Here is a 16,196-nt window from a genome sequence, read left to right on the forward strand (position 1 = left end):
GGTGGCGTGATCAGCGCGATAGTTCGCGGGGGCCCTCGTGCCTCCGTTCTGCGCCCGAGGTGCACGGACGACATCCGTGGTCGGGCGACGGTCGCTGGTCCTCGCGGGCGCTTCGCGGCGCCCCTTACATCCCGGGACATATCCCCGGAGGTACCTCGGGCCGTGGCGTCGCCGAGAGCAGCGTCACATCCCCCGGGCGCGTCGGGAATGGCTGATATCCCCCCGCCCCTCTCCCCTGGCGGCATAGCGTCGGAACAGACCGGACACCCCGCGTCTCGGCGTGACCCCGCAAGGGTGGAGACCGTACTTCCACGTACTTCCTTCTACGTCACGCAACGGCGCGCGACAGGAGCCAGAGGACAATGCAGACCAAGCTGGACGAAGCCAAGGCCGAGCTGCTCGATCGGGCTGCCCGGGTAGCTGAGAACAGCCCGGTCGGGGGGCACCTACCGACTGGGACGACGGACCGCGGCACCCCTGACCGGGCCGCCGTGCTCGCGTTCCTCCAGCGCTACTACCTGCACACCGCCCCGGAGGATCTCGCCGACCGCGACCCGGTCGACATCTTCGGAGCCGCCTACTCCCACTGCCGGCTGGCCGAAAACCGCCCGCAGGGCACGGCCAATGTGCGCGTGCACACCCCGACCGTCGAGGAGAACGGGTGGACGTGCAGTCACTCCGTCGTGGAAGTCGTCACGGACGACATGCCCTTCCTCGTCGACTCCGTCACCAATGAGCTGACCCGGCAGGGACGCGGCATCCATGTCGTCATCCACCCGCAGATCGTGGTGCGGCGTGATGTCACCGGCAAGCTCATCGAGGTGCTCACCGGCCCGCCCGTCGGTGATCTTCCCCATGACGCGCACATCGAGTCCTGGATCCATGTCGAGACGGACCGCGAGACCGACCGCGCCGACCTCAAGCAGATCACCACGGATCTGCTGCGGGTGCTCTCCGACGTCCGCGAGGCCGTCGAGGACTGGGGCAAGATGCGGGACGCGGCCGTGCGGCTCGCGGAGGAGCTGCCCGCGGAACCCGCCCCCGCCGATCTGAGCGACGACGAGACCGAGGAGGCCCGCGAGCTGCTGCGCTGGCTCGCCGCCGACCATTTCACCTTCCTGGGCTACCGCGAGTACGAGCTGCGTGACGACGACTCCCTCGCCGCCGTCCCCGGCACCGGCCTCGGCATTCTGCGCGCCGATCCGCACCACTCCGGTGACGAGGCGCACCCGGTCAGCCCGTCCTTCGAGCGGCTGCCCGCCGACGCCCGCGCCAAGGCCCGGGAGCACAAGCTCCTCGTCCTGACCAAGGCCAACAGCCGGTCCACCGTCCACCGGCCCTCCTACCTCGACTACATCGGCGTCAAGAAGTTCGACAAGGACGGGAATGTCGTGGGGGAGCGCCGGTTCCTCGGCCTGTTCTCCTCCGCCGCCTACACCGAGTCCGTGCGGCGTGTCCCCGTGATCCGGCGCAAGGTCCAGGCGGTCCTCAAGCGCGCCGGCTTCTCGCCCAACAGCCATGACGGGCGCGATCTGCTCCAGATCATGGAGACGTACCCGCGCGACGAGCTGTTCCAGACACCGGTCGACGAGCTCCAGAGCATCGTCACCTCCGTGCTCTACCTCCAGGAGCGCCGGCGACTGCGGCTCTACCTGCGCCAGGACGAGTACGGGCGCTACTACTCGGCCCTCGTCTACCTCCCGCGCGACCGCTACACCACCGGCGTCCGGCTGCGGATCATCGACATCCTCAAGGAGGAGCTGGACGGGATCAGCGTCGACTTCACCGCCTGGAACACCGAGTCGATCCTGTCCCGGCTGCATTTCGTGGTCCGGGTCCCGCAGGGCACCGATCTGCCCGAGCTGTCCTACAGCGACCGGGAGCGGATCGAGGCCCGCCTCGTGGAGGCCGCGCGCTCCTGGGCGGACGGCTTCGCGGAGGCGCTGAACGCCGAGTGCGGCGAGGAGCGCGCCGCCGAACTGCTGCGCAAGTACGGCAACTCCATCCCCGAGGGCTACAAGGCCGACCACACCCCGCGCGCGGCGGTCGCCGACCTGGTGAACGTGGAACGGCTGACCGAGGAGCAGAGCTTCGCCCTCAGCCTCTACGAGCCGGTGGGCGCCGCCCCCGAGGAGCGCCGCTTCAAGATCTACCGCAAGGGCGACGCGATCTCCCTGTCCGCGGTGCTGCCGGTCCTCAACCGCCTCGGCGTCGAGGTGGTGGACGAACGGCCGTACGAACTGCGCTGCGCCGACCGCAGCGTGGCCTGGATCTACGACTTCGGGCTGCGCCTGCCGAAGTTCAAGAACGGCGAGTTCCTCGGCGACGACGCGCGCGAGCGGGTCCAGGAGGCGTTCGCCGCGAGCTGGACCGGCAAGGCGGAGAACGACGGCTTCAACGCGCTGGTGCTCAGCGCCGGGCTGAGCTGGCGCCAGGCCATGGTGCTGCGGGCGTACGCGAAGTATCTGCGCCAGGCGGGCTCCACGTTCAGCCAGGACTACATGGAGGACACCCTCCGCAACAATGTCCACACCACCCGGCTGCTCGTCTCCCTGTTCGAGGCGCGGATGTCGCCGGACCGCCAGCGCGCCGGCCGCGAGATCGTGGACGCGCTGCTGGAGGAGCTGGACGCGGCGCTCGACCAGGTCGCCAGCCTGGACGAGGACCGCATCCTGCGGGCCTTCCTCACCGTCATCAAGGCCACCCTGCGCACCAACTTCTTCCAGGAGGCCGTCGGCGGCCGGGCGCACGACTACGTGTCCATGAAGTTCGACCCGCAGGCCATCCCGGACCTGCCCGCGCCCCGCCCGGCGTTCGAGATCTGGGTCTACTCCCCGCGTGTCGAGGGCGTGCACCTGCGGTTCGGCAAGGTCGCGCGCGGCGGGCTGCGCTGGTCGGACCGGCGCGAGGACTTCCGTACGGAGATCCTCGGCCTGGTCAAGGCGCAGATGGTGAAGAACACGGTCATCGTGCCGGTCGGCGCCAAGGGCGGCTTCGTCGCCAAGCAGCTGCCCGATCCGTCGGTGGACCGGGACGCGTGGCTCGCCGAGGGCATCGCCAGCTACAAGACCTTCATCTCGGCGCTGCTCGACATCACCGACAACATGGTGGCCGGAGAGGTCGTCCCGCCCGCCGACGTCGTACGGCACGACGAGGACGACACGTACCTCGTGGTGGCCGCCGACAAGGGCACCGCGACCTTCTCCGACATCGCCAACGACGTCGCCGGCAGCTACCAGTTCTGGCTCGGTGACGCCTTCGCCTCCGGCGGCAGCGCCGGGTACGACCACAAGGGCATGGGCATCACCGCGCGCGGCGCCTGGGAGTCCGTCAAGCGGCACTTCCGCGAGCTGGGCGTGGACACGCAGAGCGAGGACTTCACGGTCGTCGGCGTCGGCGACATGTCCGGCGACGTCTTCGGCAACGGCATGCTGCTCAGCGAGCACATCCGGCTGGTCGCGGCCTTCGACCACCGGCACATCTTCATCGACCCGCGCCCCGACGCGGCCGTCTCCTACGCCGAGCGCCGCCGGCTGTTCGAGCTGCCCCGCTCCAGCTGGGCCGACTACGACACGCAGCTGCTCTCGGCGGGCGGCGGCGTCTTCCCCCGCAGCGCCAAGGCCATCCCGATCAACGCGCACATCCGCGAGGCCCTCGGCATCGAGGGGAAGATCGCCAAGGTCACCCCGGCCGATCTGATGAAGGCGATCCTCAAGGCCCCGGTGGACCTCCTGTGGAACGGCGGCATCGGTACGTACGTCAAGGCCACCACCGAGTCGCACGCCGACGTCGGCGACAAGGCCAACGACGCCATCCGGGTCGACGGCGAGGATCTGCGGGTCAGCGTGGTCGGTGAGGGCGGCAACCTGGGCCTGACCCAGCTCGGCCGGATCGAGTTCGCCCGCAACGGCGGCAAGATCAACACCGATGCGATCGACAACAGCGCGGGCGTGGACACCTCCGACCACGAGGTGAACATCAAGATCCTGCTCAACGGCCTGGTCACCGACGGCGACATGACCGTCAAGCAGCGCAACAAGCTGCTCGCCACGATGACCGACGAGGTCGGCCGACTGGTGCTGCGCAACAACTACGCGCAGAACACCGCCATCGCCAACGCCCTCGCCCAGTCCAAGGACATGCTCAACGCCCAGCAGCGCTTCATGCGCCACCTGGTGCGCGAGGGGCACCTCGACCGGGCGCTGGAGTTCCTGCCGACCGACCGCCAGATCCGCGAACGCCTCACCTCCGGACAGGGCCTGACCAGCCCGGAGACGGCCGTGCTGATGGCGTACACGAAGATCACGGTCGCCGAGGAACTGCTGCACACCTCGCTGCCCGACGACCCCTATCTGAGCGGGCTGCTCTACGCGTACTTCCCGAGCGCGCTGCGCGAGAAGTTCCCCGAGCAGATCGACAACCACCCGCTGCGCCGCGAGATCACCACGACCGTGCTGGTCAACGACACGGTCAACACGGGCGGTACAACGTATCTGCACCGGCTGCGCGAGGAGACCGGCGCCTCGCTGGAGGAGATCGTGCGGGCGCAGACCGCGGCGCGCGCGATCTTCCGCTCCGCTCCGGTGTGGGACGCGGTGGAGGGCCTCGACAACCAGGTCGCCGCCGAGGTGCAGACCCGGATCCGGCTGCACTCGCGCCGGCTCGTCGAGCGCGGCACGCGCTGGCTGCTCAACAACCGGCCGCAGCCGCTGGAGCTGGCCGAGACGGTCGAGTTCTTCGTCGAGCGGGTCGAGCAGGTCTGGCAGCAGCTGCCGAAGCTCATGCGCGGCGCGGACCTGGAGTGGTGGCAGCAGATCTACGACGAGCTGACCGGCGCGGGTGTCCCCGACGAGGTGGCGTCCCGGGTCGCCGGGTTCTCCTCCGCCTTCCCGGCGCTCGACATCGTGTCGGTGGCCGACCGCACGGGCAAGGACCCGCTGGCCGTCGCCGAGGTGTACTACGACCTCGCCGACCGGCTGCGGATCACCCGCCTCATGGACCGGATCATCGAACTGCCCCGCGCGGACCGCTGGCAGTCCATGGCCCGCGCCGCCATCCGCGAGGACCTGTACGCGGCCCACGCGGCCGTCGCCGCGGATGTCCTAGCGGTCGGCAACGGTTCCTCGACGCCCGAGCAGCGGTTCAAGCTCTGGGAGCAGAAGAACCTGGCGATCCTGGGGCGGGCGCGGTCGACGCTGGAGGAGATCCAGTCGTCGGACACGTTCGATCTGGCGAATCTGTCGGTGGCCATGCGGACGATGCGGACGTTGTTGCGGTCGCATTCCTGAGGTGGGGGTGGGGCCACCGGTGGCCTCATGTGAGTGCCGGGGCGGTGGGCTCCGCGGATGCCCGTGGGGGCTGAAGTGAGGGCCTGACGTGCGGGTTTGACGTGGTGGTACGACGGTGAAGGCGCCCTGGGCCGGTTGGCTCGGGGCGCCTTTGTTTGTGTGGGGCTGGCTGGGGGGCTGGAGGTGTGGCTTGCGCGTACGTGGGTGGGGTGGGGTGGGGCTCAGGAGGGCTGGGGGACCTTGGGGTCGGCCGGGGGGGCCGGGGTAGTCGGGCCGGTGTCGGGGGTGGGATTGGCCGGGGGGTCGGTCTTGGTGGGGGTGTCGGGCTCGGTGGGGGTCTTGGGCTCGGCGAGGGTTTCGGTCTTCGCCGAGGTGGCGGGTTTCGCCTGGGCGGCAGTCCTCGCCGGGGTGTCGGACTTCGCGGGCGCGTCGGGCTTCGCCGGGGTCTCCCCCTTCGCCGGGGAGGCGGGGTTCGGGGCGGCGGGGTTCGGCGTGGCTTCCGTGGCCGGGGCGTCGGTCTTCGCCTCCGGTGGGGTCGGCGCCGCCTGCTTGGGCTGCGGTTTCGCCACCGGCTTGGGCTTGGGCTTCGGCTTGGGTGTCTTGTCGCCCGTGAACGCCTCGTACTCCTTCATGACCTCGTCGGTCGGGCCGTCCAGGCGCAGTTCGCCGCGCTCCAGCCACAGGACACGTTCGCAGGTGTCGCGGATGGACCGGTTGTTGTGGCTGACCAGGAACACCGTGCCCGCGTGCTTGCGCAGTTCGCGGATGCGGGCCTCGGAGCGCTTCTGGAAGGAGCGGTCGCCGGTGGCCAGGGCCTCGTCGATGAGCAGGACGTCGTGGTCCTTGGCGGCGGCGATGGCGAAGCGGAGCCGGGCGCCCATGCCGGAGGAGTACGTGCGCATGGGCAGGGTGATGAAGTCGCCCTTCTCGTTGATGCCGGAGAAGTCGACGATCTCCTGGTAGCGCTCCTTGACCTGCTCGCGGGACATGCCCATGGCGAGGCCGCCGAGGTGGACGTTGCGCTCGCCGGTGAGGTCGCTCATGAGGGCGGCGGAGACGCCGAGCAGCGAGGGCTGGCCGTTGGTGTAGATCCGGCCGTTCTCCACGGGGAGCAGTCCGGCGACCGCCTTGAGCAGGGTGGATTTGCCGGAGCCGTTGGTGCCGATGAGGCCGACGGCCTCGCCCCGGTAGGCGACGAAGGAGACATCGCGCACCGCGTGCACGGTTCGGACGCCGGACGCCTTCTCGGCCTGCTTGCGACGCAGGATGCGATTCAGGGCGGCGGTGGCCGAACCGCGGCCCGCGCCCGTGCCGTTGACCCGGTAGATGATGTCGACGGCATCGGCTACGACGGTGGGGATGCGCTCGTCGGTGCCGGTGCCGGTGCCCTTGCTGATGTCGGTGCCGGTGCGGGTGCCAGCGTCGGCGCCAGTGCCGGCGTTGGTGTTGGCATGGGTGTTGGCGTTGGTACCGATCTCGGTGTCGGTGTTCAAGTGATCAGCCACGGCCGTACGTCTCCTCAGCCTTCCAGAAGTAGATGAAGCCGCCGACTCCGGCGAGCAACGCCCAGCCCGTCGCGATCGCCCATACGTGCGGGGGCAGTTGGCTCGCGTGGAAGCTGTCGATCAGGGCGAAGCGCATCAGGTCGATGTAGATGGCGGCGGGGTTGGCCTGGAGTGCGGTGCCGATCCAGGACGGCAGGCTGTCGTGCTGGGCGAGCAGATGATCGATGCTCCACATGACGCCCGAAACGTACATCCAGGTGCGCAGCACGAACGGCATCAGCTGTGCGATGTCCGGGGTCTTCGCGCCGACCCGGGCCAGGATCATGGAGACCCCGGCGTTGAAGGTGAACTGGAGCACCAGCGCCGGGATCGCCAGTACCCAGGACGCGGCCGGCGGCACGCCGAAAGCGAGCAGGATCACCACGAGCGCGCCCATGGAGAACAGCAGCTGCTGGAGCTGCTGGAGGCAGAACGAGATCGGCAGCGCGGCGCGCGGGAAGTGCAGGGCGCGGACGAGACCGAGGTTGCCGGAGATCGCGCGCGTGCCCGCGAGAATCGAACTCTGCGTGAACGTCCAAATGAACACGCCCGTGACCAGGAAGGGGATGTAGTCCGGGACGCCCTTCTTGGTCTGGAGCAGGACACCGAAGATGAAGTAGTACACCGCCGCGTTGAGCAGTGGGGTCATGACCTGCCAGAGCTGGCCGAGCTTCGCCTGGCTGTACTGCGCGGTGAGCTTGGCGGTGGAGAAGGCCCGGATGAAGTGGCGGCGGCCCCACAGACCGCGCACATACGCGGGCAGCGTGGGGCGGGCGCCGCTGACGGCGAGGCCGTGACGCCTGGCGAGCGCCGAGAGGTCGATGTCGGCGGGGGTGACGGTGACGGCGGTGGGGGCCGTGGCGGCCTGTGCCGTCGGGGGCGGTGTGTCGAGGACCTGGCTCACATCCGCTGCTTTCGCTCGGGGGGTGGGGGTACGCGGGCCCGGTCCTCGACGTCTCCGTACGCGCTGTGCTCCGGCGCGCGCAGGTCGCACGGGCGCGTGCGTTCCGCGGACTTCCTCGACGCGCCTTCTCTTACGCGTCTCTTCACGTTCTCTTACGTCGGGACGGGACCGTATCGTCGTAACGCGAGCGTAGGGCCAATCGGCGTCGGGACGCAACCGTATCGTCGTAACGCCCTATGCTGGACGGCATGACCAGCAACGCCGACGGACCACAGTCGCGACCGCGCCGCCGGCCTCCGGCGGGCGCGGCGGTACTGCGCGAGGACGTGACGGAGGCGATCAGGGCGGCCGTGTTCGAGGAACTCGCGGCCGTCGGCTACGCGCGCATGTCGATCGAGGGCATCGCCCGGCGGGCGGGGGTCGGCAAGACGGCGGTGTACCGGCGGTGGCGTTCCAAGCTGCACCTGGTGCTGGACATCGTCTCGGCGATCGCCGTGCAGGGGCTGCCCGCGCCGGACACCGGCTCCCTGGAGGGCGATCTGCGGCTGCTGTACGAGGTCATGTCCCGTGCGCTGCGGCATCCGATCGCCTCGCAGATCATTCCTGACCTCCAGGCCGAGGCCGCGCGCAATCCCGACATCGCCCAGGCCATGCAGAAGGCGCTGCGGGAAGGGCAGGACGGCGTGGCCAGCACGATCATCGCGGCGGCGGCGAAGCGGGGGGAGTTGCGCGCCGGGTTCGATCACGAACTGGCGCTCGATCTGATCTCCGGGCCCTTGTACTGGCGGTCCGTGGTGATCCGCAGCCCGAAGCTGCCGAAGGGCTATCTGGGGGCGCTGGCCCGGGGGACGGCGGTGGCGTTGCAGGCGCTGTGAGGCGGCGTCGGCACGCCTCGGCGTTGTGGGGGTTGGCGATGATCAGGTGATCAGGTGATCAGGTGGCGCGTGATCGTTTGCCGGTGCGGGTTGTGTGTGGCTGGGCGCGCGGGTTCCCCGCGCTCTTTCAGGGACGGCGCCGGGACGCCAGATTTCTCGCCAAGGTCGTCAGGTCCGTCGCGCGCAGGGTTCGGTCGAAGCCTGGCAGGGGGACGTGCAAGGGGGCCGTCCAGCGCGCGGGGATCGCTTCGGCGCCGTACAGCGCGCCGGCCAGAGCGCCTGTCACCGCCGCCACCGTGTCGGTGTCGCCGCCCAGGTCGATCGCCGCGCGGACGGCCTGTTCGTACGAGGATGTCGTCCGTACCGCCCAGACCGCCGAACCGAGACAGGGCCAGACCGCGCCGTTGAACTCCGTGGCGAGATCGGGATGCCAGTCGGGAGCAAGGACGGTGGCATAGCGGGCGCGGTGATCGGGGTGTACGGCGGCCAGGGTCGCCGGGAGCACGGTGAGCGGGTCGGCGTCCGCCAGGGCGAGGCGTATCAACTCGTGGAGGATCGCCGTGCCTTCCCAGGCCGCCGGGTCTCCGTGGGTCAGGGCGGACAGGCGGCGGGCGGCGGCCATGGTGGCGTCGCGGCCCTCGGGCGCGAAGTACACGGCCGAGGGCGCGGCCCGCATCAGCGCGCCGTTGCCCGCCGCGCGCTGACTGACCCGGAAGTGGGCGGCGGCGGCCGTGTTCCAGGGGTCGCCGCCGGTGAGCACCGCCTCGGTCTGGAGGCCGATGTCCTTCGGATCGCCCGCCGCCCAGCGCCGGAACCGGTGGAACACGTCAGGGAGTTCCAGGCCCCCGTGCTCCAGCAGTGACTCCGCGACCAGGACCGCCATCTGGGTGTCGTCCGTCGCCTCTCCGGGGTCCCAGCCACCGCCCCCGCGCATCTCCCCGCCGTGCCCGGCGACCGGGAAGCGGGCGCTGAACGCGCCCTCGGGGCCGAACTCGAAGGGGGCGCCCAGAGCGTCGCCGACCGCCGAACCGAGCACGGCTCCCGTGGCGCGGGAGAGGGACGGGGGGCAGGGAGGGGCGGAAGGGGCAGGAGGGCGGGGGCGTCCCGGGGATGACGGTGAGGTCATTCGAGCAGGCTAAGGGTGTGCCGGGTATGCCCGAACGATCAGACCGCACGGATTGGGGTGCACCCGAATGATCAGACCCGGTCTGATCGTTCGATCAGAGCCGTGCCGCCCCCGGGAACCTCCGAAGCCATCCCTCCCACGCCGAAGTGATCATGTCCTGGACGTCCCGCTTGGCCGTCCAGCCCAGTTCGGCGGTGATGCGGTCGGCGGAGGCGACCACGCGGGCCGGGTCGCCGGGGCGTCGGGGGGCGACGCTGGGGGTGCGGTGGTGGCCGGTGATCGCGTTGATGCGGTCGATCATCTCGCGGACGGAAACACCCTCGCCGCGGCCGATGTTGAGGGTGAGGTCGCGGCCGGGGGAGGCGGCCAGCGCGCGGGCGGTGGCCACATGGGCGTCGGCCAGGTCGACGACGTGGATGTAGTCCCGTACGCAGGTGCCGTCGGGGGTCGGGTAGTCGTCGCCGAAGATCTGTGCGGGCGCGTCCTCGGTCAGTTTCTCGAAGACCATCGGGACGAGGTTGTGGACGCCCAGGTCGGCCAGTTCGGGGCGGGCCGCGCCGGCCACGTTGAAGTAGCGCAGCGAGGCCGTGGCCAGGCCCGTTGTCCGGCCGGTCGCGCGGACCAGCCACTCGCCCGCCAGCTTGGTCTCGCCGTACGGGGACAGGGGCGCGCAGGGCGTGTCCTCCGTCACGAGTTCCACGTCGGGCATGCCGTAGACGGCCGCGGAGGAGGAGAACACGAAGGACGTCACCCCGGCTGCCGTCACCGCCTCCAGCAGCACCCGCAGGCCCTCGACGTTCTCCCGGTAGTAGTGCAGCGGCATGTCCACCGACTCGCCGACCCGCTTCTTCCCCGCCAGATGGACGACGCCGGTGATCCCGTGCCCGGCGATCACTTTGCTGAGCCGCACGCCGTCCAGGACCGTACCGACCTCCAGCGGTACGTCGTCCGGCAGCCGCTCGGCGATGCCGGTGGACAGGTCGTCGTACACCACCGTCCGCTCGCCCGCCTCGGTCAGCGCGCGAACCACGTGCGCCCCGATGTATCCGGCGCCGCCGGTGATCAGCCAGGTCATCTGCCGCGATCCCCTCGTCAGTCGGTCTCGCCACACAGTGAAGCAGGCGGCGGACGGCCGTGCGCCGGGGACGTGGCGCGAAGGCGTCGGGCGGAGGTCGGGACGGAAGTGGGCGCACCGGTCATGGCCCGCTCCGTGATCGATCGATCACGCATTGGTTGTTCTCAGTCCGTCACCGCCGCGTCCAACCGGGCCGTCAGGTCGTCCAGCCTGGCCTTCAGGTCGCGGATCTCGGCGATGTCGCAGCCGGTGGCGGTGGCGATCCGGCGCGGCACGTCCAGTGCGCGTTCGCGCAGGGCTTGGCCCTCCTCGCTCAGTCGAACTTCCACCGAACGCTCGTCCCGGGTGCTGCGCTCGCGGCGGACCAGACCGGCCGCCTCAAGGCGCTTGAGCAGGGGGGAGAGGGTGCCGGAGTCCAGGCGCAGATGTTCGCCGAGCTGTTTGACGGGCAGCTCGCCGTGCTCCCAGAGGACGAGCAGCACCAGGTACTGGGGGTAGGTGAGGCCGAGGTCCTTGAGGATCACGCGATAGAGGCCGTTGAAGGCGCGCGAGGCCGCGTGCAGGGAGAAGCAGATCTGGCGGTCGAGCAGGAGCAGATCCTGGCCGGACCCATTGGTCGCTGGCGTGGTGGTGGCTGGGGACGGTGTCGATGGCGGGGTCATGCCGCCAGCATACCTCTTGCCCGTCATTGAGTTGCGGGCAATTGAATTGTGTGCTTGAGTTGCTCTTGCCGGCGGCCGAGCAGGTCGCCCGGTGCCGGACCCGGCACCGCACAGACTTCGAGAGGGATGGTTCACCCATGGACGCGCTCTACACCGCCGTCGCCACCGCCACCCACGGCCGCGACGGTCGCGCCGTCAGCTCCGACGGCAAGGTCGACGTCAAGCTGGCCCCGCCCGTCGAGCTGGGCGGCGACGGCCAGGGCACCAACCCGGAGCAGCTCTTCGCCGCCGGATACGCCGCCTGTTTCGGCAGCGCCCTCGGCGTGGTCGGCCGCCAGGCCAAGGTCGACGTCAGCGACGCCGCAGTCACCGCCGAGGTCGGCATCGGCAAGCAGGGGGAGGGCTTCGCCCTCAAGGTGACGCTCCGCATCGAGCTGCCCGACACCGTGGACGAGGCCACCGGCCGCAAGCTGGTCGAGACCGCCCACCAGGTGTGCCCGTACTCCAACGCCACCCGCGGCAACATCCCGGTCGAACTGGTCGTCGAGTAATCCGGACGGGCAAGCGCCCCCGCCGAGCCGGGGCAAGCGCCCCCGCCGAGCCGGGGCAAGCGCCCCCGCCGAGCCGGCCTCAGCGAACCCGGGCCAGCACCTCCCCCGTCCGCTCGCTCCACGCCACCACCACCGCCCCCTCCGGCACCGTGCGCCACCGCGTCAGCAGCACCCAGCGCACGTGCCGCCGGTGGACGACGGCAGCGCGCTCGGCGCGGGTCGAGCCGGGGGAGAGGTACGTACGAACATCCGCCAGCCGATCGTTTCGCGCGGCCTCGTCCAATGCCGGGTCCGGTACGGCCGGGGCGGCCACATCCACCCCGTACCCGGCCAGACCATGCACGGTGTCGCGCCCCTCGGCGAGCACCACCTCACCGCGGCCGATGTGCGCCGCCGCCCACGCGTACGACACACCGCGCGGCGGCTGCGCAAAACCGATCTGATCGAACGATCGCGGCACCAGCGCCCCGCCCTGAGCCATGAGAAACCCCGCGCACGCCCCGCCCGCCACCACCACTCCCAGCGCCCGCCGCCAGGACGGCCAGGGCCGGGGCGCCGCAAGCTCCACCGCGAGCGCGGTCTGCGGCACCACCAGGGCGAGGGCGAGCACCCCGCCGCCGACCGGAGCACCGTCCAGCAGGCCGTACGCCACCACCGCGCACCCCGCCACCGTCATCAGCACCAGCGGATCCCGGCACGACCCGCGCCGCGCCCGCAGCCACACCGCGGGCAACCCGGTCAGCAGCGCCAGCCAGCACCCGCCGAGCAGATCCCCGGCGAACCGATCAGCGCCGGCGTGATCGAATCCGTCGGCGAACGCGTCGTAGTACGGCCAGCTCCAGATCACCACCCCCGCGCCCGCCGCAGCCCACCCCCAGTACAGAAGCGCGCATGCCCGTCCCCCCGCGATCAGTGCGACCGCCCCGACGCCGGCACCGGCGCCGACCATGGGGTCGATCAGCATGATCGTGCCGTACAGCATGCCCAGAGCCGCGTATCCGAACGGACCGGGCAGCCCGTTCGGTCCGACGAACCGCATCCGCCCGGCGTTCCGTGCCCGTGTCGCGGTCAGCGCCCACGCCCAGAGCGTCAGCCCGACCGCGCACACCGACGGGTCCCCCAGACCGCCGGTCAGCGGCAGCAGCGCGAGCGATCCGCTGCCCGGCACGGGCTCGGTGCCCCACAGCAGCGTCGTCGTGGCGAGCGCGAGGACGGGCGCCCAGGGGCGCGCAGTCAGCATCCGCACGAAACGGCCCAGGCCCGTCAGCAGTACCAGCAGATTCAGTGGCCCGGCCAGCCGTACGACCTCCCAGCCGCCCAGTCCGGTCAAGCGCGCGAAAACGCTCTGCGCGACCGTGTAGGGCGAATAGAACGGGCTGCCCTCGCCCGGCAGCGCGGCCGTGGGGTGGCGCGGGTGCAGCAGATCAGCCGTGAGGCGTTCGACGACCGCCGCGTCCAGCCCGGCGTCGCAGCACAGCGGGATCCGCCAGAACGCCAGCGACACCACCAGCCAGAAGAACAGTCCGAACACCTGGTACGGCGTCGGGCGCCGAGGACGTCCACCGCGCAGGGCGGTCGCGCCGCGCACGGATCGCCTGGCGAGGACGGGGGCGTTCACCGGGCGGCCGGGGAGAACGACGGAGGCGGGGGCACTGGCCGTACCTTCCCGCCGGGCACCCGGACCGATCCCTTGTCACCGCAATGGCCGAGCCCGTTCGGGAGGGCCGGCGGCGTCTTCGCCCGCGCGGCGACGGCCGGGGCGTCCGGCCGGTCGCCAGGTGGACGGTCGGCTCGGCGTGGGCCGCGAAGTACTCATACGGACTCCCGGAGTGGGTGGGACATCAGCGGTTCAGCGGCTGTCGTCGGTGGCGGTGGCGGTGGCGGCGCGGGCAGCCGAGGGCCGTGCCACGGTGGCCAGCGGAGGCCGGGTGAGCGAGACCGCCGCGGGCACAGGATGCCGGTCCCGCGGCGGCACCACCACCGGCCACCCCGCCGTCTCGCCCGTCTGCCCCAGCACCACATGCCGTACGACCCGTTCGGCGGCGTGTCCGTCGTCGTACGGGCAGAAACGCTCACGGAACGCCGCGCGCAACTGTGTCGAACGGGAGCCGCACCAGTGGCCGGAGGCGAAGATGTCGATCAGTTCGTCCTCACCGCGCGCGATCGCGCCCGGCGGGAAGGCGCGCAGATCGAAGTAGGTGCCGCGGGCCGCGTCGTACGCCGCCCAGTCGTCCATGTGGAGCACGATCGGTCGATCGAGTCCCGCATAGTCGAACATCAGCGGCGCGTAGTCGGTGACTAGGGCGTCCGAGGCCAGACACAGGGACTGGATGTTCGGGTGAGCGCTGACGTCGATCAGTCGATCGGGCAGTCGGTCGCCGAGGCCGTGCGCAGGCGTGCGGGTCAGGACGACGAAGCGCGGGCCGAGGCGGCGCAGGATCCGCTCCAGGTCCAGCCGGGCGTGCTGGGCGCGGCGGTAGTCGCGGTGGGCGGGCGCGTACAGGAGCGCCACCGCGTCCCCAGGGACGCCGAGCGACTCGCGCAGCCGGGCCACGTCCGCCGAGGCCGCCTGCTGGAAGATGTCGTTGCGCGGTCGGCCGTACTCCAGCGTCCGGTAGCTGCCGGGGAAGACCCGCTCGAAGGTGAGGGTGGAGTGCCGGTTCGCGGAGACGACGTAGTCCCATTGATCGACCGCGCGGAGCAGTCGGCCGAAGTCGGTGCCGTGGGCTGCTGCCGGGTGTTCCAGGAGGTCCAGGCCGAGATGTCCGAGCGGGGTGCCCTGGCCGGTCTGCACGACGACCTGATCTGATCGTTTGATCAGTCGGGGGTCCAGATCGGTGTTGGTGACGATGTACGTCGAGCGGGCGAGCGCGCTCCAATAGGCGGCCGTGTCCGGAGTGAGGCGGCGCGGGCCCGGTGGCACGGTGTACTGCTGCTCGGGGCGGGCGATCCACGCGGTCCGGAAGTGCGGGGTCAGGGAACGGAACGCGGCTTCCAGCGCGCCCGGCTCGCACCCGTACCCAGCCTCCGCGGTGAACACCGCCCGGTGCGCGCGCAGCGGGAGGCGGCGTTGGATGCCGTAGTGCAGCCGCAGGGCGCCGGTGCGCAGGGCGCGGGTCAGGCGGGCGGTGAGCTTCGCCGTGCGGTGGGTGCCGTGGGTGATCCGGCGCAGTGTGCGCAGGGTGCGGTGCGCGCCGAAGCGGAGCAGGAGGTGACGAGGGGCGACCCGGATGCCGCGGGCGCGGTGACGGCGGCAGCAGGCGTGGGCGCGGCGGAGGAAGTCGGCGTGCGCGCGGCGCGGGAGACGGGCGGACTCCGCCGTGAGGTGGGTGAGCATGCGGCGGTACAACGCCGGCCGCCAGGGCGAGAGTTCGGGGCGCTCTTCGAGGAACGCGAAGACGCGATCGTACTGATCGAAGATGTTCGTTCGGCCGGGCGTGTCGGCGGGGCGGGGCCTCCTGCGGTGCACGCAGACCTGATCGAGTGTGGCGAGGCTCCCGGCGCTGAGGAGTGTCGCGTACGACCAGACGCAGGGCAGATCAGCGGGCGCGGGAGCGGTGAGCGTTTCCGTGAGCGCTTCGGTGAACTCGCGGCGGTACGCCCCGCTCCAGGCCGGTGTTCCGAGCAGTTCGGGGCGATCGGTGAGCGCGAAGGGCGCCGGGCCGCGCTCGCCGAGCACGGAAGGGCCCGTGGCCTGGAGCGGCTCGCCCGAGCGGTCGAGGCGGGCGTGCGCGTGGACCAGGACGTCCGGCTCGTCGGTCTCCTTCAGCCGGTCGGCGATCGTGCGCAGCGCGTGCGGAGCGAGGGTGTCGGCACCGTCGAGGAAGAGCAGATAGTCACCGGTCGCCCGCTCCAGGCCCGCGGTACGGGCGCGGCCGGTGTGTTCGGGCAGCCGTACGGCACGCACGCGCGCGTCGCGGGCCGCGAACTCGTCGAGGATCTCGCCGCAGGCATCCGGCGAACCGTCGTCCACCGCGATCACTTCGAGATCGCTGCACGACTGGGAGAGCACCGAATCCAGGCATTCGTGCAGGTACGCCTGGACCTGGTACGCGGGGACGATGACACTGAACCTGGGCAAGGGGGCATCCATGGGTCGTCGCGGGCGTTCTGCCCGGGAACGGCCCGCGGGGCACGGGAGTTACGCGGAGTACGGCAATCGAGGGACAGG

At 71.0% G+C, this 16,196-nt stretch carries 9 protein-coding genes and 1 pseudogene; 3 read left to right on the forward strand and 7 right to left on the reverse strand.

Going from position 1 to position 16,196, the window contains the following annotated elements:
* Positions 1-362 precede the first annotated feature (362 nt).
* Positions 363-5,288, forward strand: a complete 4,926-nt coding sequence (locus tag ACFXAZ_RS28220) for an NAD-glutamate dehydrogenase (RefSeq protein ID WP_384596916.1) — start codon at positions 363-365, stop codon at positions 5,286-5,288.
* Between the two features lie 569 nt (positions 5,289-5,857).
* Here the strand turns inward: ACFXAZ_RS28220 and ACFXAZ_RS28225 are convergent.
* A pseudogene (locus ACFXAZ_RS28225) lies at positions 5,858-6,685 on the reverse strand (ABC transporter ATP-binding protein); the annotation flags it as partial.
* Between the two features lie 100 nt (positions 6,686-6,785).
* Entirely contained in the window at positions 6,786-7,736 is a 951-nt protein-coding gene (locus tag ACFXAZ_RS28230; protein WP_384596918.1) for an ABC transporter permease, read from the reverse strand.
* A 248-nt stretch (positions 7,737-7,984) separates the two neighbouring features.
* Here ACFXAZ_RS28230 and ACFXAZ_RS28235 point away from each other — a divergent pair, with 248 nt between their 5' ends.
* Complete coding sequence (locus ACFXAZ_RS28235; protein WP_384596920.1) at positions 7,985-8,611, forward strand: TetR/AcrR family transcriptional regulator; 627 nt, start codon at positions 7,985-7,987, stop codon at positions 8,609-8,611.
* 127 nt (positions 8,612-8,738) lie between these two features.
* Here the strand turns inward: ACFXAZ_RS28235 and ACFXAZ_RS28240 are convergent, their stop codons facing one another.
* From ACFXAZ_RS28240 to ACFXAZ_RS28250, 3 genes are all read right to left on the reverse strand, one after another.
* Positions 8,739-9,647 (reverse strand): ADP-ribosylglycohydrolase family protein, encoded by a 909-nt coding sequence (locus ACFXAZ_RS28240; protein ID WP_384596922.1) that lies wholly within the window; start codon positions 9,645-9,647, stop codon positions 8,739-8,741.
* Positions 9,648-9,831: 184 nt separating this feature from the next.
* Positions 9,832-10,812, reverse strand: coding sequence for a UDP-glucose 4-epimerase GalE (galE, locus tag ACFXAZ_RS28245; protein ID WP_384596924.1), 981 nt, complete (start codon positions 10,810-10,812; stop codon positions 9,832-9,834).
* 164 nt (positions 10,813-10,976) lie between these two features.
* Positions 10,977-11,474, reverse strand: coding sequence for a MarR family winged helix-turn-helix transcriptional regulator (locus ACFXAZ_RS28250; RefSeq protein ID WP_384596926.1), 498 nt, complete (start codon positions 11,472-11,474; stop codon positions 10,977-10,979).
* A 137-nt stretch (positions 11,475-11,611) separates the two neighbouring features.
* Here ACFXAZ_RS28250 and ACFXAZ_RS28255 point away from each other — a divergent pair, with 137 nt between their 5' ends.
* Positions 11,612-12,025, forward strand: coding sequence for an organic hydroperoxide resistance protein (locus tag ACFXAZ_RS28255; RefSeq protein ID WP_384596927.1), 414 nt, complete (start codon positions 11,612-11,614; stop codon positions 12,023-12,025).
* 79 nt (positions 12,026-12,104) lie between these two features.
* On the opposite strand, the gene ACFXAZ_RS28260 is transcribed toward ACFXAZ_RS28255, so the two are convergent.
* Together ACFXAZ_RS28260 and ACFXAZ_RS28265 are read right to left on the reverse strand one after the other, a co-directional pair.
* Positions 12,105-13,643, reverse strand: a complete 1,539-nt coding sequence (locus ACFXAZ_RS28260) for a hypothetical protein (RefSeq protein ID WP_384596929.1) — start codon at positions 13,641-13,643, stop codon at positions 12,105-12,107.
* A 231-nt stretch (positions 13,644-13,874) separates the two neighbouring features.
* Positions 13,875-16,106 (reverse strand): CDP-glycerol glycerophosphotransferase family protein, encoded by a 2,232-nt coding sequence (locus tag ACFXAZ_RS28265; protein WP_384596931.1) that lies wholly within the window; start codon positions 16,104-16,106, stop codon positions 13,875-13,877.
* Between the last annotated feature and the right edge of the window lie 90 nt (positions 16,107-16,196).

The sequence above is a fragment of the Streptomyces sp. NPDC059477 genome, assembly GCF_042749375.1.
In the GTDB taxonomy this organism is placed as follows: Bacteria; Actinomycetota; Actinomycetes; order Streptomycetales; family Streptomycetaceae; genus Streptomyces.

Excerpts from the sequence above, each read along its gene's own strand:
- ACFXAZ_RS28220 (WP_384596916.1), top strand. The coding sequence starts at position 363 with ATGCAGACCAAGCTGGACGAAGCCAAGGCCGAGCTGCTCGATCGGGCT.
- ACFXAZ_RS28235 (WP_384596920.1), top strand. The coding sequence starts at position 7,985 with ATGACCAGCAACGCCGACGGACCACAGTCGCGACCGCGCCGCCGGCCT.
- galE (WP_384596924.1), bottom strand. The coding sequence starts at position 10,812 with ATGACCTGGCTGATCACCGGCGGCGCCGGATACATCGGGGCGCACGTG.
- ACFXAZ_RS28250 (WP_384596926.1), bottom strand. The coding sequence starts at position 11,474 with ATGACCCCGCCATCGACACCGTCCCCAGCCACCACCACGCCAGCGACC.
- ACFXAZ_RS28255 (WP_384596927.1), top strand. The coding sequence starts at position 11,612 with ATGGACGCGCTCTACACCGCCGTCGCCACCGCCACCCACGGCCGCGAC.